The sequence below is a fragment of the Streptomyces sp. AK02-01A genome, assembly GCF_033795305.1.
Lineage (GTDB): Bacteria > Actinomycetota > Actinomycetes > Streptomycetales > Streptomycetaceae > Streptomyces.
This window is the reverse complement of the sequence record NZ_JARBAE010000007.1, coordinates 19,454-36,919: the sequence shown is the minus strand read 5'-3', so window position 1 is coordinate 36,919 and position 17,466 is coordinate 19,454. Positions and strand designations below refer to the sequence as shown.

General features: G+C 69.1%; 18 protein-coding genes. 11 read left to right on the top strand and 7 right to left on the bottom strand.

The window, feature by feature from the left end; genetic code table 11:
* Positions 1-2 precede the first annotated feature (2 nt).
* The 7 genes from nadC (at position 3) to PV679_RS09725 (ending at position 4,538) form a co-directional block, all read left to right on the top strand.
* Positions 3-1,028 (top strand): carboxylating nicotinate-nucleotide diphosphorylase, encoded by a 1,026-nt coding sequence (gene nadC, locus PV679_RS09755; protein ID WP_319679707.1) that lies wholly within the window; start codon positions 3-5, stop codon positions 1,026-1,028.
* Complete coding sequence (locus tag PV679_RS09750; RefSeq protein WP_319679706.1) at positions 1,028-1,825, top strand: type III pantothenate kinase; 798 nt, start codon at positions 1,028-1,030, stop codon at positions 1,823-1,825. Before nadC ends, PV679_RS09750 begins: the two co-directional genes overlap by 1 nt.
* Positions 1,826-2,065: 240 nt before the next feature.
* Positions 2,066-2,674 carry a hypothetical protein gene (locus PV679_RS09745; RefSeq protein WP_319679867.1) on the top strand — a complete coding sequence of 203 codons (609 nt, stop codon included), beginning with the start codon at positions 2,066-2,068 and terminating at the stop codon, positions 2,672-2,674.
* 14 nt (positions 2,675-2,688) lie between these two features.
* A complete protein-coding gene (locus PV679_RS09740) occupies positions 2,689-2,874 on the top strand; it encodes a hypothetical protein (RefSeq protein WP_319679705.1) in 186 nt (61 codons plus the stop codon).
* A gap of 131 nt (positions 2,875-3,005) precedes the next feature.
* Positions 3,006-3,509 carry a BlaI/MecI/CopY family transcriptional regulator gene (locus PV679_RS09735; protein ID WP_319679704.1) on the top strand — a complete coding sequence of 168 codons (504 nt, stop codon included), beginning with the start codon at positions 3,006-3,008 and terminating at the stop codon, positions 3,507-3,509.
* Between the two features lie 9 nt (positions 3,510-3,518).
* Entirely contained in the window at positions 3,519-4,058 is a 540-nt protein-coding gene (locus PV679_RS09730) for an amino-acid N-acetyltransferase (protein ID WP_319679703.1), read from the top strand.
* A 144-nt stretch (positions 4,059-4,202) separates the two neighbouring features.
* A complete protein-coding gene (locus PV679_RS09725) occupies positions 4,203-4,538 on the top strand; it encodes a histone-like nucleoid-structuring protein Lsr2 (protein WP_319679702.1) in 336 nt (111 codons plus the stop codon).
* On the opposite strand, the gene PV679_RS09720 is transcribed toward PV679_RS09725, so the two are convergent.
* On the bottom strand, positions 4,517-5,107 hold the full coding sequence (locus tag PV679_RS09720) for an SCO3374 family protein (protein ID WP_319679701.1): 591 nt from the start codon (positions 5,105-5,107) through the stop codon (positions 4,517-4,519). The genes PV679_RS09725 and PV679_RS09720 overlap by 22 nt on opposite strands.
* A gap of 433 nt (positions 5,108-5,540) precedes the next feature.
* Here PV679_RS09720 and PV679_RS09715 point away from each other — a divergent pair, with 433 nt between their 5' ends.
* Together PV679_RS09715 and PV679_RS09710 are read left to right on the top strand one after the other, a co-directional pair.
* Positions 5,541-8,063 carry an ATP-dependent Clp protease ATP-binding subunit gene (locus PV679_RS09715; RefSeq protein ID WP_319679700.1) on the top strand — a complete coding sequence of 841 codons (2,523 nt, stop codon included), beginning with the start codon at positions 5,541-5,543 and terminating at the stop codon, positions 8,061-8,063.
* A gap of 759 nt (positions 8,064-8,822) precedes the next feature.
* Positions 8,823-9,557: a M23 family metallopeptidase gene (locus PV679_RS09710; RefSeq protein WP_319679699.1), complete on the top strand. Its 735-nt coding sequence runs from the start codon at positions 8,823-8,825 to the stop codon at positions 9,555-9,557.
* On the opposite strand, the gene PV679_RS09705 is transcribed toward PV679_RS09710, so the two are convergent.
* Complete coding sequence (locus PV679_RS09705) at positions 9,547-10,125, bottom strand: helix-turn-helix domain-containing protein (RefSeq protein ID WP_319679698.1); 579 nt, start codon at positions 10,123-10,125, stop codon at positions 9,547-9,549. The two genes, PV679_RS09710 and PV679_RS09705, sit on opposite strands and share 11 nt — an antisense overlap.
* A gap of 118 nt (positions 10,126-10,243) precedes the next feature.
* On the opposite strand from PV679_RS09705, the gene PV679_RS09700 reads away from it, so the two are divergent.
* On the top strand, positions 10,244-11,830 hold the full coding sequence (locus PV679_RS09700) for an MDR family MFS transporter (protein WP_416069683.1): 1,587 nt from the start codon (positions 10,244-10,246) through the stop codon (positions 11,828-11,830).
* Between the two features lie 100 nt (positions 11,831-11,930).
* Here the strand turns inward: PV679_RS09700 and cseC are convergent, their stop codons facing one another.
* The 5 genes from cseC to PV679_RS09675 all read right to left on the bottom strand — a co-directional run bounded on the left by cseC (position 11,931) and on the right by PV679_RS09675 (position 16,311).
* Positions 11,931-13,250: a two-component system sensor histidine kinase CseC gene (gene cseC, locus PV679_RS09695; RefSeq protein ID WP_319679697.1), complete on the bottom strand. Its 1,320-nt coding sequence runs from the start codon at positions 13,248-13,250 to the stop codon at positions 11,931-11,933.
* Positions 13,247-13,951, bottom strand: a complete 705-nt coding sequence (cseB, locus tag PV679_RS09690; protein ID WP_319679696.1) for a two-component system response regulator CseB — start codon at positions 13,949-13,951, stop codon at positions 13,247-13,249. Before cseB ends, cseC begins: the two co-directional genes overlap by 4 nt.
* A gap of 10 nt (positions 13,952-13,961) precedes the next feature.
* Entirely contained in the window at positions 13,962-14,567 is a 606-nt protein-coding gene (locus PV679_RS09685; protein ID WP_319679695.1) for a hypothetical protein, read from the bottom strand.
* Positions 14,568-14,617: 50 nt separating this feature from the next.
* A complete protein-coding gene (locus PV679_RS09680) occupies positions 14,618-15,232 on the bottom strand; it encodes a SigE family RNA polymerase sigma factor (RefSeq protein WP_319679694.1) in 615 nt (204 codons plus the stop codon).
* A gap of 155 nt (positions 15,233-15,387) precedes the next feature.
* Complete coding sequence (locus PV679_RS09675) at positions 15,388-16,311, bottom strand: A/G-specific adenine glycosylase (protein ID WP_319679693.1); 924 nt, start codon at positions 16,309-16,311, stop codon at positions 15,388-15,390.
* Between the two features lie 244 nt (positions 16,312-16,555).
* Here PV679_RS09675 and PV679_RS09670 point away from each other — a divergent pair, with 244 nt between their 5' ends.
* The gene (locus PV679_RS09670; protein ID WP_319679692.1) at positions 16,556-17,428 is read left to right on the top strand and encodes a hypothetical protein; all 873 of its coding nucleotides are present in this window, start codon (positions 16,556-16,558) and stop codon (positions 17,426-17,428) included.
* Positions 17,429-17,466 lie beyond the last annotated feature (38 nt).

Below are 17,466 nucleotides of genomic sequence, written 5' to 3'. Positions count from 1 at the left end.
CCGTGAGCACGCCAGAAGAAACGCGCCCCGAGCCCGTGGACGTACCGCTGATCCAGATCGGCGCTCCGGCCGCGGCCGGCTGCGGTGACGGCTGCGGCTGTGGCGGCGAGGAGGCGTACGGCCCCGACGACCTGGAGTGCGGGCTCGACCCGTCCCTCGCGCTGCTCCTGGCCGACGCGGGCCTGGACCCGGTCCAGGTCGAGGACATCGCGCATGTGGCCGTCGAGGAGGACCTCGACGGCGGTGTGGACGTGACGACGATCGCGACCGTCCCGGAGGACGCCGTCGCCACCGGTGACTTCACGGCCCGCGAGGCGGGCACGGTCGCGGGCCTGCACATCGCCGAGGCCGTCCTGTCCGTCGTCTGCACCGACGAGTTCGAGGTCGAGCGGCATGTCGCGGACGGCGACCGGGTCGAGGCCGGCCAGAAGCTGCTGAGCGTCACCGCGCGCACCCGCGATCTGCTCACCGCCGAGCGCAGCGCGCTCAATCTGCTGTGCCGGCTGTCCGGTATCGCGACCGCCACGCGCGCCTGGGCCGATGTGCTCGAAGGCACCGGGGCCAAGGTCCGCGACACCCGTAAGACCACGCCCGGGCTGCGCGCGCTGGAGAAGTACGCGGTGCGCTGCGGCGGCGGCGTCAACCACCGGATGTCGCTCTCCGACGCGGCGCTGGTCAAGGACAACCACGTGGTCGCCGCGGGCGGCGTCGCCGAGGCGTTCAAGGCCGTGCGGAACCACTTCCCGGAGCTGGCGATCGAGGTGGAGGCGGACACGCTCCACCAGGTGCGCGAGGTCCTGGAGGCCGGCGCCGATCTGATCCTGCTGGACAACTTCACTCCGGGCGAGACGGCGGAGGCGGTGGCCCTCGTCGGTGGCCGCGCGCTGCTGGAGTCCTCAGGACGGCTCGTCCTCGGCAACGCCCGGGAGTATGCCGAGACGGGTGTCGACTTCCTCGCGGTCGGGGCGCTCACCCACTCCTCCCGGATCCTTGACATCGGCCTGGACCTGCGAGAGGTCGCCGCCTGATGCTGCTCACCATCGATGTGGGCAACACCCACACGGTCCTTGGACTGTTCGACGGCGAGGACATCGTCGAGCACTGGCGTATCTCCACGGACGCCCGCCGCACCGCCGACGAACTCGCCGTGCTCCTCCAGGGCCTGATGGGGATGCATCCGCTGCTCGGCGAGGAGCTGGGTGACGGCATCGAGGGCATCGCGATCTGCTCGACGGTCCCTTCCGTCCTGCACGAGCTGCGCGAGGTGACCCGCCGCTACTACGGCGACGTCCCCGCCGTCCTCGTGGAGCCGGGCATCAAGACGGGTGTGCCGATCCTGGTGGACAACCCGAAGGAGGTCGGCGCCGACCGCATCATCAACGCGGTCGCGGCGGTCGAGCTGTACGGCGGCCCGGCGATCGTCGTCGACTTCGGTACGGCGACGACCTTCGACGCGGTCAGCGCGCGGGGCGAGTACGCGGGCGGTGTCATCGCTCCCGGTATCGAGATCTCGGTCGAGGCGCTCGGTGTCAAGGGCGCCCAGCTCCGCAAGATCGAACTGGCCCGGCCGCGCAGCGTGATCGGCAAGAACACGGTCGAGGCGATGCAGTCCGGCATTCTGTACGGCTTCGCGGGCCAGGTCGACGGTGTGGTGACGCGGATGGCCCGCGAGCTGGCCGAGGACCCGGAAGAGGTGACGGTGATCGCGACCGGCGGACTCGCGCCCATGGTCCTCGGCGAGGCGTCCGTGATCGACGAACACGAGCCCTGGCTGACGCTGATCGGCCTGCGCCTGGTGTACGAGCGGAACGTCTCGCGCATGTGACACGGCTCGCGCGGGCGGCGGCTCGCGCGCTGTGAGGCCATGGGAGCGGCCGGCCGGAAAGGCCGGCCGCTGTCCTGGCGGCGCCCGCCGGCACCGGGTCCGGAGGTGTCCGAGGCCGCCGGTATCGGGCGGTCCCCCGTTCGGCGCCTGGGCCGCGCCCGAAGGGAGACGTTAAGCGGATTTTGTCCCTTTGGCGCGTAGTGTCGCCGCATGCCCACGCCATACGGATCCCGCGGCGGCATGGCGTTCGGTGCTGACGAGCTGTGTGTGCTCCGACGCGCCCTCGCCGTCGCCCTTCATCCCGCTCCGCTCTCCGACGAGGACGTCCGGGCCTGCCTGCGGCTCGCCGAGTCCGTGGATGAAGCGGTACGGGAGGCCGGGCGGCTGCGGGCGTTCCTGCTGGCCGATCTCGGCCGGTACCGCGAAGCCCTTCCCGGCTCCGTCACCGGCTATCTGGAGCTGCTCCACAGCGCCCTGGACGCCGATTACCTGCCAGGGCCCGACGATCTCGCGGCGCTGCGCGCCCTGCGCGGCAATCCGGCCGCGGCGGCCCTGCTCGACCGCTGCCGAGGGCTCGCGGAGCGGTCCGTGCGCGCGCGTCTCACCGTGCGCGCGTCCCCGGCCAGGCTGCTCGCACTGGTCGGCGGGCGCGCCGCCGACGACCCGCCGCCGCGGCGGCGGGAGCCCCGGAAGCCGGAGGAACCGCAGGAGCCCCAGGAGCCGCAGAGGCCCCGCGGCCCGGGCCGGCCGCCGCGTCCGGGACCGGAGCGTCCGATGCCCAAGCCGTCCGAGGTCTTCCCGCCGCGCCGCCGGCCCACGCCCCCGCCGGAGCGGCTCGCCGCCGGATAGCTACTCTGGACGCCATGGACTACGTATCCGCGCTCCTGCCCCCCGTGGTGATGGCCGCGTTCTTCATCGGTCTGGTCAGGACGATCATCAAGAGCCAGGGCGGCCCGAACAAGTCCAAGGAGGACGCCGCCGTCGACGCGGCGATCGCCCGCGCGGAGTCCCAGCAGGCGGACCGTACTCCGGACGCCCACACCGTCTGATCTCTCACGACGGAAGACCGGCGGCCGTCCGTCTTCCGTGTATGACCTGGACGTACGACTGATTTCAGTCGTACGTCCTTTTGTTACGCAATTAAGCGGCCATTACGGACATCTCGCACTATGGTGGCGATGTGCCCCGCCAATTGGGAGACCTGGAAGACGCCGTGATGACGCGCGTCTGGCAATGGAACCGTCCGGTCACCGTCCGGGAAGTCCTCGAAGACCTTCAACGGGAACGGTCCATCGCCTACACGACCGTCATGACGGTAATGGACAATCTCCATCAGAAGGGCTGGGTGCGCAGGGAAGTCGAGGGCCGCGCCTATCGATATACAGCGGTCTCCACCCGCGCCGCCTACGCGGCGGCACTGATGAACGAAGCCTGGTCGAAGAGTGACAACCCGGCCGCCGCACTTGTCGCCTTCTTCGGCATGATGTCGGCCGAGCAGCGCCAGTCTCTTGAGGGCGCTGTCCGGCTGGTTCACGCGGACAGTCCGGAAGGTGACCACAAGGAAGACGAGCGCCCGGAAGGTGACCGGCCGGAAGGCGGCCGGCCGGAAGACAACCGCCCGCCGGACAACCGTGCGGAAGAGCCGGCCGAGGGCGACGGCGGCCGGGAGGAGGCGGGGCGATAGCGTCCTGTCATGCCCTCAGTGCTTCCGCTTCCCAATGCCTCAGCAAATACCATCACAGTCCGCCGGGCCAGGACCAGGGACGTACCGGCTCTCCGCCGTCTCGTGGACCCTTACGTGAGCGAAGGCATCCTGCTCGACAAAGCGCCGGTGACGCTTTACGAGGACATCCAGGAGTTCTGGGTCGCGGAACGCGACGAGGACGCGGCCGTCATCGGCTGCGGCGCCTTGCATGTGATGTGGGAAGACCTCGCCGAAGTGCGCACACTCGCCGTGGATCCCGCGGTCAGAGGCGTGGGCGCGGGCCATCAACTGCTGGACAAGCTGCTGGAGACGGCCCGATGGCTCGGAGTGCGGCGCGTATTCTGCCTCACCTTCGAAGTCGAGTTCTTCGCGAAGCGCGGCTTCGTGGAGATCGGTGAGACGCCGGTTGACGGAGATGTCTACAGGGAGCTGCTCCGTTCCTATGACGAGGGTGTTGCCGAGTTCCTTGGTCTCGAACGGGTGAAGCCGAACACCTTGGGCAACAGCCGGATGCTTCTGCACCTGTGATCGCCGGAAGCCACCAGAGCTCTATGTCCGAATCGCGCACGTTTCCCGTGTTCTTGAGAGACTGAACCTCTGCCGGGGGTTTGTGTTTTCCTGAGAAAAGCGGTTTCCTTTCCGCGTACTGCATTTTCGATGAAAGGAAATCCGGTGGCACAGAAGGTTCAGGTCCTTCTTGTCGATGACCTCGACGGCGGCGAGGCGGACGAGACCGTGACGTTCGCTCTTGACGGCAAGACCTACGAGATCGACCTCACTACCGCCAATGCGGACAAGCTCCGGGGTCTGCTCGATCCGTACGCGAAGAGTGGCCGGCGTACCGGTGGCCGCGCGGCCGGCGGACGCGGCAAGGGCCGTGTCGCCGCGGGCGGGAACAAGGACACCGCGGAAATCCGCAAGTGGGCCAAGGAGAACGGCTACAGCGTCAACGACCGCGGCCGTGTTCCCGCCGAGATCCGCGAAGCCTACGAGAAGGCCAACGGCTGAGCATTCGTACGGAGCGTATTTCCGCGCAGCAACCGGACCCGGTGGCACTCAGTCGCCGCCGCGTCCACGAGCCGTACGAGATCGGGGGTATCCCCACCACTGCCCCCGGTACCGATTCCGCGCCCGAACGGGGTGAGCGCGGGCAGTGTCGGCTCCACCTCGCGTCCAGGCTTGGGGGGTCGCAGCCATACGGCGGCCCCCTGCGCGCTGGTGCGGGGCAGGCCCGGTGGCGCGGGGGCTGTCATCCTCCCGTCCACACCGGCGGCGGTCAGACCGAGCGTGATCCCGCCCCATTCGAGCCAGTCGAGCAGCCCCGGCAGCTCGTCCGCGCTCCCGGCGGCCACCAGCAGCCGCATCCGCCGCCCGCAGCGCGCCACAGGCCCCGTCGGGCCGATCCGTCGCAGCACGGCCGCGCCCGCGTCGGCGGGCAGCTCCAGCACATCGAAGCGGAGCCCGGTCACGAGCTGGACCGGCGGTCCGGGCACCGTCGCCCAGCCGAGTTCGTTCTCGTACCACTGCGCGCAGCCGTCGTCGAGCGGGGCGCGGGGAGGCGGGACAGTGAAGACCATGCCCGGAGAAACTCCCCGGGAGGGCGCGGAGTTACGCTGTGTCGGTCCTCCGTTGCGCGGAGTGCCGGTTCAGGGGGCGCCGGGGCACTTTCGGGAACGCAAGGATGTTCGCCCGTAGCTGAGTGAACCGGGGTGCGCCGCATGGAGTGTCACTGCTTACGGGTAAGACATTCCTAGTGGGAAGGGGCGACACGCGGTTTCGGGCGTCTCACGTTCGCCATCGGCGTACTGATGGTGAGGGTATCTGCCTGGCCTGCGGGAACATCGTCTCGCACCATCGGGTTGGAGCTGTTGTCCGGCGTTCGGGGCATGGAGGCCTGGGACAGGTGTCGGCAGTTGGAATGAGCGGTCCCCGCTTGCGGGACTAAGCTGCGGAAGGACAGGGAGGGGACCGACCCCTTTACTGCCTGACCGCTCTGAGGAGCGATTAACGATGTTCGAGAGGTTCACCGACCGCGCGCGGCGGGTTGTCGTCCTGGCTCAGGAAGAAGCCCGGATGCTCAACCACAACTACATCGGCACCGAGCACATCCTCCTGGGCCTTATCCACGAGGGTGAGGGTGTCGCCGCTAAGGCCCTGGAGAGCCTCGGGATTTCGCTCGAGGCGGTCCGCCAGCAGGTGGAGGAGATCATCGGGCAGGGGCAGCAGGCTCCGTCCGGTCACATCCCCTTCACCCCTCGCGCCAAGAAGGTCCTGGAGCTGTCGCTCCGCGAGGCTCTTCAGCTTGGCCACAACTACATCGGCACGGAGCACATCCTGCTCGGCCTCATCCGCGAGGGCGAGGGTGTCGCCGCCCAGGTCCTCGTGAAGCTGGGCGCCGATCTCAACCGGGTGCGGCAGCAGGTCATCCAGTTGCTCTCCGGCTACCAGGGCAAGGAGGCCGCCACAGCCGGCGGTCCTGCCGAGGGCACGCCCTCCACGTCCCTGGTCCTCGACCAGTTCGGCCGGAATCTCACCCAGGCCGCTCGTGAGTCCAAACTCGACCCGGTCATCGGGCGCGAGAAGGAGATCGAGCGGGTCATGCAGGTGCTGTCCCGCCGTACGAAGAACAACCCGGTCCTCATCGGCGAGCCCGGCGTCGGCAAGACGGCGGTCGTCGAGGGACTGGCTCAGGCCATCGTCAAGGGCGAGGTGCCCGAAACCCTCAAGGACAAGCACCTCTACACCCTCGACCTCGGCGCGCTCGTCGCCGGTTCCCGCTACCGCGGTGACTTCGAGGAGCGGCTGAAGAAGGTCCTGAAGGAGATCCGCACTCGCGGCGACATCATCCTGTTCATCGACGAGCTCCACACCCTGGTGGGTGCGGGCGCCGCCGAGGGCGCGATCGACGCCGCCAGCATCCTCAAGCCGATGCTGGCCCGTGGCGAGCTGCAGACCATCGGTGCGACGACCCTGGACGAGTACCGCAAGCACCTGGAGAAGGACGCGGCCCTTGAGCGCCGTTTCCAGCCCATCCAGGTCGCGGAGCCGTCGCTGCCGCACACGATCGAGATCCTGAAGGGTCTGCGCGACCGTTACGAGGCGCACCACCGCGTGTCCATCACGGACTCCGCGCTGGTCGCCGCCGCGACGCTCGCCGACCGCTACATCTCGGACCGCTTCCTGCCGGACAAGGCGATCGACCTGATCGACGAGGCCGGCTCCCGGATGCGGATCCGCCGGATGACCGCGCCGCCGGACCTCCGTGAGTTCGACGAGAAGATCGCGGGCGTCCGCCGCGACAAGGAGTCGGCGATCGACTCCCAGGACTTCGAGAAGGCAGCGTCTCTCCGTGACAAGGAGAAGCAGCTCCTGGCCGCGAAGACCAAGCGGGAGAAGGAGTGGAAGGCCGGCGACATGGACGTCGTCGCCGAGGTGGACGAGGAGCTGATCGCCGAGGTCCTGGCGACCGCCACGGGCATCCCGGTCTTCAAGCTCACCGAGGAGGAGTCCTCGCGGCTGCTCCGCATGGAGGACGAGCTCCACAAGCGCGTCATCGGCCAGAAGGACGCCATCAAGGCGCTCTCGCAGGCGATCCGTCGTACGCGAGCGGGTCTGAAGGACCCCAAGCGTCCCGGTGGCTCGTTCATCTTCGCCGGTCCGTCCGGTGTCGGTAAGACGGAGCTCTCCAAGACGCTCGCCGAGTTCCTCTTCGGCGACGAGGACGCGCTGATCGCCCTCGACATGTCGGAGTTCAGCGAGAAGCACACGGTTTCCCGTCTCTTCGGTTCTCCGCCCGGATACGTGGGTTACGAAGAGGGCGGCCAGCTCACCGAGAAGGTGCGCCGGAAGCCGTTCTCCGTCGTCCTCTTCGACGAGGTCGAGAAGGCCCACCCCGATATCTTCAATTCCCTTCTCCAGATCCTGGAAGACGGTCGGCTGACCGACTCCCAGGGCCGGGTCGTGGACTTCAAGAACACGGTCATCATCATGACGACCAACCTCGGGACCCGGGACATCTCGAAGGGGTTCAACCTGGGCTTCGCCGCTCAGGGCGACGCCAAGAGCAGCTACGAGCGGATGAAGAACAAGGTCAACGAAGAGCTCAAGCAGCACTTCCGGCCGGAGTTCCTCAACCGTGTCGACGACACGGTGGTCTTCCACCAGCTCACCGAGGAAGACATCATCCAGATCGTCGACCTCATGGTCGCCAAGGTGGACGAGCGTCTGAAGGACCGGGACATGGGCCTTGAGCTCAGCCCGGCCGCCAAGTCGCTCCTCGCCAAGAAGGGCTACGACCCCGTGCTGGGCGCCCGGCCGCTGCGCCGGACGATTCAGCGCGAGATCGAGGACATGCTCTCCGAGAAGATCCTCTTCGGTGAGCTGCGTCCCGGTCACATCGTGGTCGTGGACACCGAGGGCGAGGGTGAGGCGAAGAAGTTCACCTTCCGCGGCGAGGAGAAGTCGGCTCTGCCGGACGCGCCTCCGATCGAGCAGGCGGCCGGCGGCGGCCCGAACCTGACGAAGGACGTGTGACGGGCTCCGAAGGCCCGCGCCACGCGGGCTGAATGACCGAGGGGCTGCCCCGGACCGTTTCGTACGGTCCGGGGCAGCTCCTTTTCCGTCTGCGGCTGTGTGCCGCCGTTTCCGGCCCGCTGGGCCGTCTCCGGCCTCTTGGCCGTTCCGGTCCGCGAAAGGCCCGCGGATCCGGGCTCAGGCGTTCCGTATGAGCGGCGAACGTATGAGCGGCGAACGCAGGAGCGGCGAACGTATGAGCGGCGGTCGCAGGACAGGCGCCGGGCTCGGTACGTGATGTGGTGCGCGCCGGAGCGCGGGGCCGGTCGCCGCGCCGGATACGGCAGGAGCTGTCGGCGGGCCCTGGTCGGGCCGGGACTTTGGTCCTGAATCGGAAGGCATTCCGGCCCGGCGGCCGTGACAAGGCGCACATGCCCATATCACCCTACTAGTCGGAATAGTGGGAAACCTGCGTGTTCGCCGGTGTCTCGGCCGAACTGTCGCGGCGCTCTTGTTCCGCTCGATGCCTCGGATGCCTCAGTCGCAGGTCAGATCTCTGGCTCTGCGGTACTCCACATGGGGTTAAACCAGTACAAATCGGTCTATTTTTCACGCTCCGCGCCAGGGTGTGGTGGATGGTCTGGGGGTGGATTAACGCGAAGATCCCTACGACGGATTGTCGTAGATAGGTGTTTTGGCATGGGATGGGGTTCGGGTTACCAAGGTGTGGCCAGCCCGGCGTCCATGCGCCGGGTCCATTCACATCCGGAGGTTTCCCGTATGTCGCTGCGCAACCTGTCCCGTCTGCCCCGCCCGGCCGTCCTGCGTAGCCGGGCCGGCGTCGTCGCCGCCGGACTCGGAGTGTCCATGGCGTGCGGCGGCGGGGCCGCGTTGGCCGCGACCAGCGGCGGCGTGCCCGCCGCTCCGGTCAGCACCTCGGCGGGCGCCTCGGCCGCGGCGGCCGTCCAGAAGCAGGCCGCCGCGCAGGCGGGGGCCGCGGCGAAGGCCCATGACGCCCACCTCAAGAAGGTGAAGGCGAAACAGGCCAAGGTCAAGGCCGCGAAGGCCAAGGCCAAGGCGAATGCCAAGAAGGCCGCCTCCTGGACCGACCCGGTCAACCACTACAGGCTCAGTGCGGGCTTCGGCATAGGCGGCAACCGGTGGGCGCACAAGCACTCCGGCCAGGACTTCGCGGTGCCGATCGGCACCGCCGTCCACGCCGCGCACAGCGGCACCGTGGTCAAGGCCGGTCCGAACGGCGCCGGTGACGGCCCCGCGTACGGCAACGCGATCGTGATCAAGCACAAGAACGGGACGTACTCGCAGTACGCGCACCTGTCGAAGGTCAAGGTGTACGTAGGGGAGTACGTCAAGACGGACCAGCGGATCGCGCTTTCCGGCAACACCGGCAACTCGACCGGCCCGCACCTGCACTTCGAGATCCGCAACACTCCGAACTACGGCTCGGCGATCAACCCCGTGCCGTTCCTGCACGACATGGGCGTCAAGGTGTGACCCGGTGAGCCTGGCTCATCAGATCGATGGAGACCTCAAGGATGGCTTGACGCTTCTCCTCGGGGTCTCCTTCGACGTCCTTCAGGGCGAACACTCCGGCGTGCATGGTGAAGAGCGCGCTGGCGCAGCGGACGCGGTTCTTCATGGACGCGTCCGGCTCCTGGATCAGTTCGAGCATGTCGAGCATGCGTCCCTTGAAGGTCTCGCCGATGCTCAGATCACGGACCGTCGCCTGGTTCTCCTGCATGAAGCGGAACAGCGGGGTCGCACCCGCCAGCGCGTCGCTGTAGCGGCGCAGGATCTCCTGCTTGGTCTCCAGGGTGTGCGGCTGGCTTCTGCCCCAGACGATCAGCTCGTCGAGTGGGCGGGTCAGATCCTGGAAGAGGCTGATCAGGATGTCTTCCTTGGTCTTGAAGTGGTAGTACAGCGCCGCCTTGGTGACCTCCAGCCGCTCGGCGATCTCCCGCAGCGATGTCTTCTCGTATCCCTGCTCGGCGAAGAGCTCCAGGGCGATGTCCTGGATGCGCTGACGAGTGTTGCCCCGCCGCGGGTGCTGTGTGCTGCCCATGGGTGCTCTCCCGAGATAACTTACTTGACGCCCGGCAAGTAAAGGGTCTACTTTCCCCAGTGTAGTCAACTTGCCGGGCGGCAAGTAAGTGCCAGGGGAGTGCAGGGGAGTGGGGAAGATGAGTTCGACCGCGCAGGCGATGGGAAAAACGGGCAAGGCCGAGAAGGCCGAGCCGCAAGCACGCAGCGTACGAGTGGTGCTGCTCGCGCTGATGATCGCGATGCTGCTGGCCATGCTGGACAATATGATCGTCGGTACGGCGATGCCGACGATCGTCGGTGAGCTGGGAGGCCTGGCACATCTGTCCTGGGTGGTCACCGCGTACACCCTGGCGACCGCCGCCTCGACCCCGATCTGGGGCAAGCTCGGCGACATCTACGGGCGCAAGGGCGTCTTCCTCGCGTCGATCGTGATCTTCCTGATCGGATCGGCACTCAGCGGCATGGCCCAGGACATGGGCCAGCTCATCGGCTTCCGGGCCGTCCAGGGCCTGGGCGCGGGCGGTCTGATGGTCGGCGTCATGGCGATCATCGGTGATCTCATTCCGCCCCGCGAGCGCGGTAAGTACCAGGGCATGATGGCCGGCGTGATGGCGCTCGCCATGATCGGCGGGCCGCTGGTCGGCGGCACCATCACCGACCACCTGGGCTGGCGCTGGAGCTTCTACATCAATCTGCCGCTGGGCGCGGTGGCCCTCGCCATGATCACCGTCGTCCTGCACCTGCCCGCCAAGGACCGGTCACAGGTCAAGGTCGACTATCTCGGTGCCGCGCTGCTGACCGTCGGTATCACCTCGATCGTGCTGGTCACCACCTGGGGTGGTACGGAGTACGCCTGGAGCTCCGCGCGGATCATGGAGCTGATCGCGATCGGCGTCGTCGCGCTGGTGGGCTTCATCTACGTGCAGACCAAGGCACCCGAGCCGATCATTCCGCTGCACATCTTCCGGAACCGCAACTTCACGCTGATGTCGGTGATCGGCTTTCTGACCGGCTTCGTGATGTTCGGCGCGGTGCTGTTCCTTCCCTTGTACCAGCAGTCCGTACAGGGCGCCTCGGCCACCAACTCCGGTCTGCTGCTTCTGCCGATGCTGCTGTCGATGATGGTCGTCTCGCTGATCGCGGGCCGCGTCACCACCAACAGCGGAAAGTACAAGATCTTCCCGATCATGGGCGGCGGGCTGATGGTCGTCGGCCTCTTCCTGCTCGCTCAGATGGACACCGGCACCTCGCGGCTGACCTCCGGGATCTATATGGCGGTCCTGGGCGCCGGTATGGGCTTCCTGATGCAGATCACCATGCTCGTCGCGCAGAACAGCGTCGAGATGAAGGACATGGGTGTCGCTTCCTCCTCGACCACCCTCTTCCGTACGCTCGGCAGCTCGTTCGGTGTCGCCATCATGGGCGCGCTGTTCACCAGCCGGGTGCAGGACGAGATGAGCGCGCTGGGCGGCGGGGCCGCGACCCAGCAGTCCGCGCAGCTCGACGCCGCGAGCCTGGCCAAGCTGCCGGACGTGGTGCGTGAGGCGTACCAGCACGCGGTGTCGTCCGGTACGCACGCGGCCTTCACGCTGGGCGCGGCGGTCGCGGTGATCGGCTTCGTCGCGGCCTTCTTCGTCAAGGAGGTCCCGCTGCGGGGCGCCGGGCCGCGGCCCGCCGCCGAGGCGGCCCCGGCGGCCGACAGCAAGATTCCGCAGTCCGCCTGACCACCGCTCCACCTCCCGGCCCACCAGGACCCGGCACCGCGGCCCCCGGCGCAGCCATGCGCGCCGGGGGCCGTTGTCGTCGGCGATGACGGGACAGCCCTCAGGCCTGGCGCGGGAGCTTGAGGATCGGGAAGCTGCCGGTCGTGGTCGGGGCCTGTTCCGGGAGCCAGAGGACCGCGATCGCACCACCCGTGCCCTCCGGTCCCGCCGCGCCCTCCGGCCCCGCGTTCCGGAAGGTCAGCCGCGCCCCGAGGACACGTGCCTGGCCGGCCGCGATGGTCAGGCCCAGGCCGTGGCCGTGTCCCGCCCGGTCGCTCGCGCCCGTACGGAACCGGCTCGGACCCTCGCGCAGCAGCGCCTCGGGAAAGCCGGGACCGTGGTCGCGCACCCGTACCACCCGGCCCTCGACCGTGATCTCGACCGGTGTCCCGCCGTGCTTGGCGGCGTTGGCCAGCAGATTGCCCAGGATGCGTTCCAGCCGGCGCGGATCGGTGCTGACCCAGGACTCGTGCACCACCTGGATCCTGATCTCCGGGTCCAGCGCGGCGACCCGCCGCTCGACGAAATCACCGAGCGCGATCTCCTGGAGCTCGGCCCGCTCGGACGCGCTGTCCAGCCGCGCCACCTCCAGCACGTCCTCGACGAGGGTCCGCATGGCCTGCGCCCGGTCCCGTACCAGCTCGGTGGGGCGTCCCGGCGGCAGCAGCTCGGCCGCCGTGAGCAGGCCGGTGACCGGAGTCCGCAGCTCATGGGCGATGTCCGCGGTGACCCGGCGCTCCGCCTCGATCCGCTCGTTCAGCGCGTCGGTGAGCGCGTCCACGGCGCGGGCCAGCTCGTCCGTCTCGTCGCGTACGACTCCGCCGATGGCGTCGCCGACCCGTACGTCCGTATTGCCGTGCGCGACCCGGCCCGCCGCCGCGGCGGCCCGGCGCAGCCGTCGGGAGAGCTGGCCGCCGATCAGCACGCCCAGGGCGCAGCCGCCGAAGACCACCACGACCGAGCCGATGATCAGAGCCCGGTCCAGATCCTTCATGATCGTGGTGCTGTGGTCGGTGCTCCGGTCGTGCAGCGAGAGCACCGTGCCGTTGCCCAGCGGGACCGCCGCCCAGACGTCCGGCACACCGTCGGCGTTCTCCTGCACATAGGTCGCGCGCCGGCCGAGCCTCATCTTCTCCTGGAGATCGTGCGGCAGCGCGGCGTCATTGATCTTCGTGCCGAACTTGGGCTCCTTGGTGGAGTCGAAGACGCGCTGGGCGAACAGCAGCCGTTCAAGCTGCACCTCGCGCGCGTTGTCGAGCATGGAGACCCGGGCCGCGTTGTGCACCACCAGACTCAGCGCCACCGCGACCAGCGCACCGACCGCCGCGATCGCGATGCTGATCTTCCATCTGACGCCGGTGCGCAGAGCGAGCCGCCTCATGCCTTGAGTTTGTAACCGAAGCCGCGGACCGTATCGATCCGGTCCTGTCCGATCTTGGTGCGCAGCCGCTGCACATGGACGTCGACCACCCGGGTGTCACCGCCCCAGCCGTAGTCCCAGACCCGCTCCAGCAGCGTGTCGCGGGAGAGCACGGTGCCGGGCGCGGAGGAGAACTCCAGCAGCAGCCGCATCTCCGTCGGGGTCAGCGCCACCGGTGCGCCGCTCCTGCGCACCTCCATGCCCTCCGTGTCGATCTCCACATCGCCGAAGGACAGCACACCGCGGTTGTCGGGCCGCTCCTGTCCGCCCGGCTCTCCGGCCGGCCGGCCCGCGTGTCCGAAGCGGCGCAGTACGGCCCGGATCCGGGCGACCAGCACGGCCCCGTCGAAGGGCTTGGTCACATAGTCGTCCGCGCCGGCCTCCAGGCCGAGCACCACATCGATCGAGTCGGCGCGCGCCGACAGCATGATCACGGGCACGGTCGACTCGTCGCGGATCCGCCGGCAGAGGCTGACGCCGTCGAGGCCCGGCACCATCACATCGAGCAGCGCGATGTCCGGCTGGTCCGAGCGGAACGCCGCGAGGCCGGAGAGTCCGTCCGGCATGGCGGTGACCAGGAAGCCGTCGCGCTCCAGCGCGAGCTGAGTGGCTTCGCGGATGACATCGTCGTCCTCGACGAACAGGACATGGGTCTCGGCCATCCCGCGCCTCTCACTTCTCGCTCGGCGCGGTCGGTTCGGGGCTGATCCCGTCCCCGTTGCCCACCGCTCTGCTGTACGTGTTGCGCACCCGGTAGCGCTCGGTGAACTTGCCGCCGCCCCAGCTGTATGTGACCACGTCCTCGCCGGAGGGATACGAGACCGGGTCGCCCTTCGCGTACACCTGCTGAGTGACGACCAGCTCGCCGCGGTCGATCGTGGCGTACACCGCGGGCTCCTCGGTCGCGAAGACGCTCGTGTACTCCTTGTTCTTCTCCCGGTACACATACGTCCCGATGCCGATGGCGTCACCGCAGGTCATCACATTGACCACCACATCGGGCACGGAGCCGCCGGTGAGATTCCCGTACGAGGTGTCCACCGGATAGGTGTCCTCGTCGCACGGCCGGAGACCTTCCTTGATCCTGGTGCTGACCGCCGGGTCCTGCCTGAGCAGCCGTACCGGGTCGACGGTCCTGGCGGACGGCGCCGCCGACGCCGCCGAGGTGGGCAGGGTCCGCTCCACCGGCGCGGTCAGCGCGGCGCCCTCGTCCCTGGCTCCGGTGCCTCCTGTCGAGCACGCGGCCGCGAGCAGGCCGAGAGCGGCGAGCCCGGCCACCGCCGAACCACGCGCCGCACGAGATCCGCCCCCCGACCGGTCGGGGCCTGTCAGGCCGCGCACCTCTCCCGCCCCCGCTCCTCACGACCGCCGCTGCCGCCGTGATTGTCACGACCGCCCCGACCGTCACTCCCGTCCTGACGCAAACCCGGCTGCTCCGACGCGTGGGCGTCCTGCTCCCGGCTCTCCAGCTCCTGACGGAGCCGGGCCAGCGCGCGGTGCAGCGTGCTCTTGACCGTACCCGCTGACATTCCGAGCGCCGCGGCCGTCTCGTCCGTACTCATCTGCTCCCAGTGTCGCAGCACCACCACACTGCGCTGCTTGGGAGCCAGTACACCCAGGACATCCATCAACAGGGCGCGGTCGGCGCGCTGCTCGGTGCCGTCCTCGACGCGCGCGTCGGGCAACTGCTCGGTGGGGATCTCGTCGAGCTTGCGCGCGCGCCACCACTCCGTACGCGTGTTGATCATGACGCGGCGCAGATAGGCGTCGGCGAGGGACTTGTCGGCGATGCCGTCCCAGCGGCCGTACGTCCGGGCCAGAGCGGTCTGCAACAGGTCCTGCGCGTCCACCGGGTCGGGCACGAGGCGCCGGGCGCTCCGCAGCAGAGCCTCCTGCCGGGTACGTACGTACTCCTCGAATCCGAGCACCTCGCCCTGCGCCATGCCAACCGCCTCCGACCCCGTGACCAACCAGCCATTCGCTTACCGCAGTGAAATTACGGAGCGCTTGTCACGGAGTTGTGCGGGACAGCCGTCGGCGGACGCACGGCTGTCCATCGGTTGTGTAACGGCCGGGCGAGGGCCCGGAGACCGCCGGGTCAGCTCGGCAGCCGGTAGACGCCGTTGTCCAGCGGTTCGACCAGTCCGTCGGCGACCAGTCCGTCGAGGGCCCTGGCCCGCTGCACCGGCTCGTCCCACACCGCGTCCAGCGCGCGCTGCGGCACCGGCGCGACCGCCTCGCGCAGGACGGCGAGCAGCCTGCCCCGCACCTGGCGGTCGGTACCGGCATAGGTCTGGCCGCGCCGCTGCGGACCGTCGTGCGCCGGCTTTCCGGCCAGCCGCCAGGCACACCGGGTGGCGATCGGACAGCGCGCGCAGCTCTCGTTCTTCGCGGTGCAGACCAGCGCGCCCAGTTCCATGGAGGAGGCGGCCCAGCGCGCCGCGGTCCGCTCGTCCGCGGGCAGCAGCGCCCGGGCCAGCTTGCGCTCGGCGGCCGTGGTCGCGTTCGGCGGGTACTGGATGCCGGTGACGGCGCGCGCGAACACACGGCGCACATTCGTGTCGAGCACGGCATGGCGCTGTCCGTAGGCGAACGACGCCACCGCCGCGGCCGTGTACTCACCGATGCCGGGCAGCGCGAGCAACTGAGAGTGCTCGCGCGGTACGTCTCCGCCGTACCGCTCCGTTATCGCCTGCGCGGCCCCGTGCAGCCGCAGGGCACGGCGCGGGTAGCCGAGCCGGCCCCAGGCGCGGACCGCCTCGCCCGGGGTCTCGGCGGCCAGGTCGGCGGGGCGGGGCCAGCGGGCGAGCCACTGCTCGTACACCGGGAGCACTCGGTTCACCGGGGTCTGCTGGAGCATGAACTCGCTGACCATCACACCCCAGGCACCGGCCTCGGGACGGCGCCAGGGCAGATCGCGGGCGTTCGATTCGAACCACGCGATGACAGGGGTGTGAAGGGCGGCCGGATCACCGGCGGCCGTAGAAGTCGTGGAAGCTGAATTCGCGGAGATAGCAGTCATGGCATCACCGATCCTGGCACGTTCAGGCGTGCGGACCGTGCAGCGTGCGGGGGTACGCCGGAGGTTGTCGCGCGGCGGGAGGAGGCGGGAGCCCGCGGGACACCTCCGGCGGCGCCGATCGGGCCGGTGGAACCACGACGACGAGTACTTCGCAAGTCGAGCCGAGATGATGATCGCTAAAACTTGCGAAGATGGGCGGCATGTGGGTCGGGAGTTGGCGCCGATCTCTCGTAGAGTTTGCGCCGTGGGATCTTTGCGCAATCCGGTCGGGCCGCTTCCCTCTCCCATCTACTGGCGACGGAGAGCAGTAGCGGCGACGCTGCTCGCGCTGCTCGCGCTGGCGGTCGTATGGGTCGTCAGTTCCGGCGGGGGTGGCGGTAAAAAGGGCGGCGACACCTCCGACGGCGCCAATCCCGCGACCTCGATCACTCCCGGGCCGTCCGGGTCGGGGCCCGCCATCAGCGAACAGCCCGGCGGCCGTGACGAGTCGGGCGGGTCCGGCGAGGACAACGCCGGTACCGGCGACGACGACGGCAAGAACGGCGACCCGGCCGACACCGGCGGCGCGGGCGGCGCGGGTTCCGGCGGCACGGACGGCGCCGGTCCGGGCGGTACGGACGGCGAGTCAGCCGGAGGCGGCGCGGCCGACGGCGGGGCGGCGAGCGGCGGCGGCAGCAGCACCTCGGGCCGTCAGGTGCCGGTCGGCTCCGGCCTTCCCAACTGCGTTCCCGGCTTTCTCACCCTGCGTCTGGACACGACGAAGGTCGCCTACGAGCCGGGCGAGAAGCCCGCGTTCCGGGTGATCGCCACGAACACCTCCAGCACCGCCTGCAAGGCGGACTTCGGACCCAAGGCCGTGGTGCTGACGGTCACCGACACCGACGACGACCAGGTCTGGTCCTCCAAGGACTGCCCGAAGACCGACGCGCTGCTGCTGGAGGTGCCGGCGGGCGGCACGATCACCCGCACCGTCCAGTGGGACCGCAAGCAGAGTGCGCCGCAGTGCGCCAAGGCGCCGACGCGGGCGGTCGGCCCCGGGACCTATCTGGTGGAGGCCAAGGCGCCGGGCGCCACGGTGCGGCAGGGCCAGAAGTCCATCCGCCTGGAGGAGGACTGAGCCACCGACGACGCCCCGGCCGTACGGCCGGGGCGTTT

Excerpts from the sequence above, each read along its gene's own strand:
- PV679_RS09750 (WP_319679706.1), top strand. The coding sequence starts at position 1,028 with ATGCTGCTCACCATCGATGTGGGCAACACCCACACGGTCCTTGGACTG.
- PV679_RS09745 (WP_319679867.1), top strand. The coding sequence starts at position 2,066 with ATGGCGTTCGGTGCTGACGAGCTGTGTGTGCTCCGACGCGCCCTCGCC.
- PV679_RS09740 (WP_319679705.1), top strand. The coding sequence starts at position 2,689 with ATGGACTACGTATCCGCGCTCCTGCCCCCCGTGGTGATGGCCGCGTTC.
- PV679_RS09730 (WP_319679703.1), top strand. The coding sequence starts at position 3,519 with ATGCCCTCAGTGCTTCCGCTTCCCAATGCCTCAGCAAATACCATCACA.
- PV679_RS09720 (WP_319679701.1), bottom strand. The coding sequence starts at position 5,107 with ATGGTCTTCACTGTCCCGCCTCCCCGCGCCCCGCTCGACGACGGCTGC.
- PV679_RS09715 (WP_319679700.1), top strand. The coding sequence starts at position 5,541 with ATGTTCGAGAGGTTCACCGACCGCGCGCGGCGGGTTGTCGTCCTGGCT.
- PV679_RS09710 (WP_319679699.1), top strand. The coding sequence starts at position 8,823 with ATGTCGCTGCGCAACCTGTCCCGTCTGCCCCGCCCGGCCGTCCTGCGT.
- PV679_RS09705 (WP_319679698.1), bottom strand. The coding sequence starts at position 10,125 with ATGGGCAGCACACAGCACCCGCGGCGGGGCAACACTCGTCAGCGCATC.
- PV679_RS09700 (WP_416069683.1), top strand. The coding sequence starts at position 10,244 with ATGAGTTCGACCGCGCAGGCGATGGGAAAAACGGGCAAGGCCGAGAAG.
- cseC (WP_319679697.1), bottom strand. The coding sequence starts at position 13,250 with ATGAGGCGGCTCGCTCTGCGCACCGGCGTCAGATGGAAGATCAGCATC.
- cseB (WP_319679696.1), bottom strand. The coding sequence starts at position 13,951 with ATGGCCGAGACCCATGTCCTGTTCGTCGAGGACGACGATGTCATCCGC.
- PV679_RS09680 (WP_319679694.1), bottom strand. The coding sequence starts at position 15,232 with ATGGCGCAGGGCGAGGTGCTCGGATTCGAGGAGTACGTACGTACCCGG.
- PV679_RS09675 (WP_319679693.1), bottom strand. The coding sequence starts at position 16,311 with ATGACTGCTATCTCCGCGAATTCAGCTTCCACGACTTCTACGGCCGCC.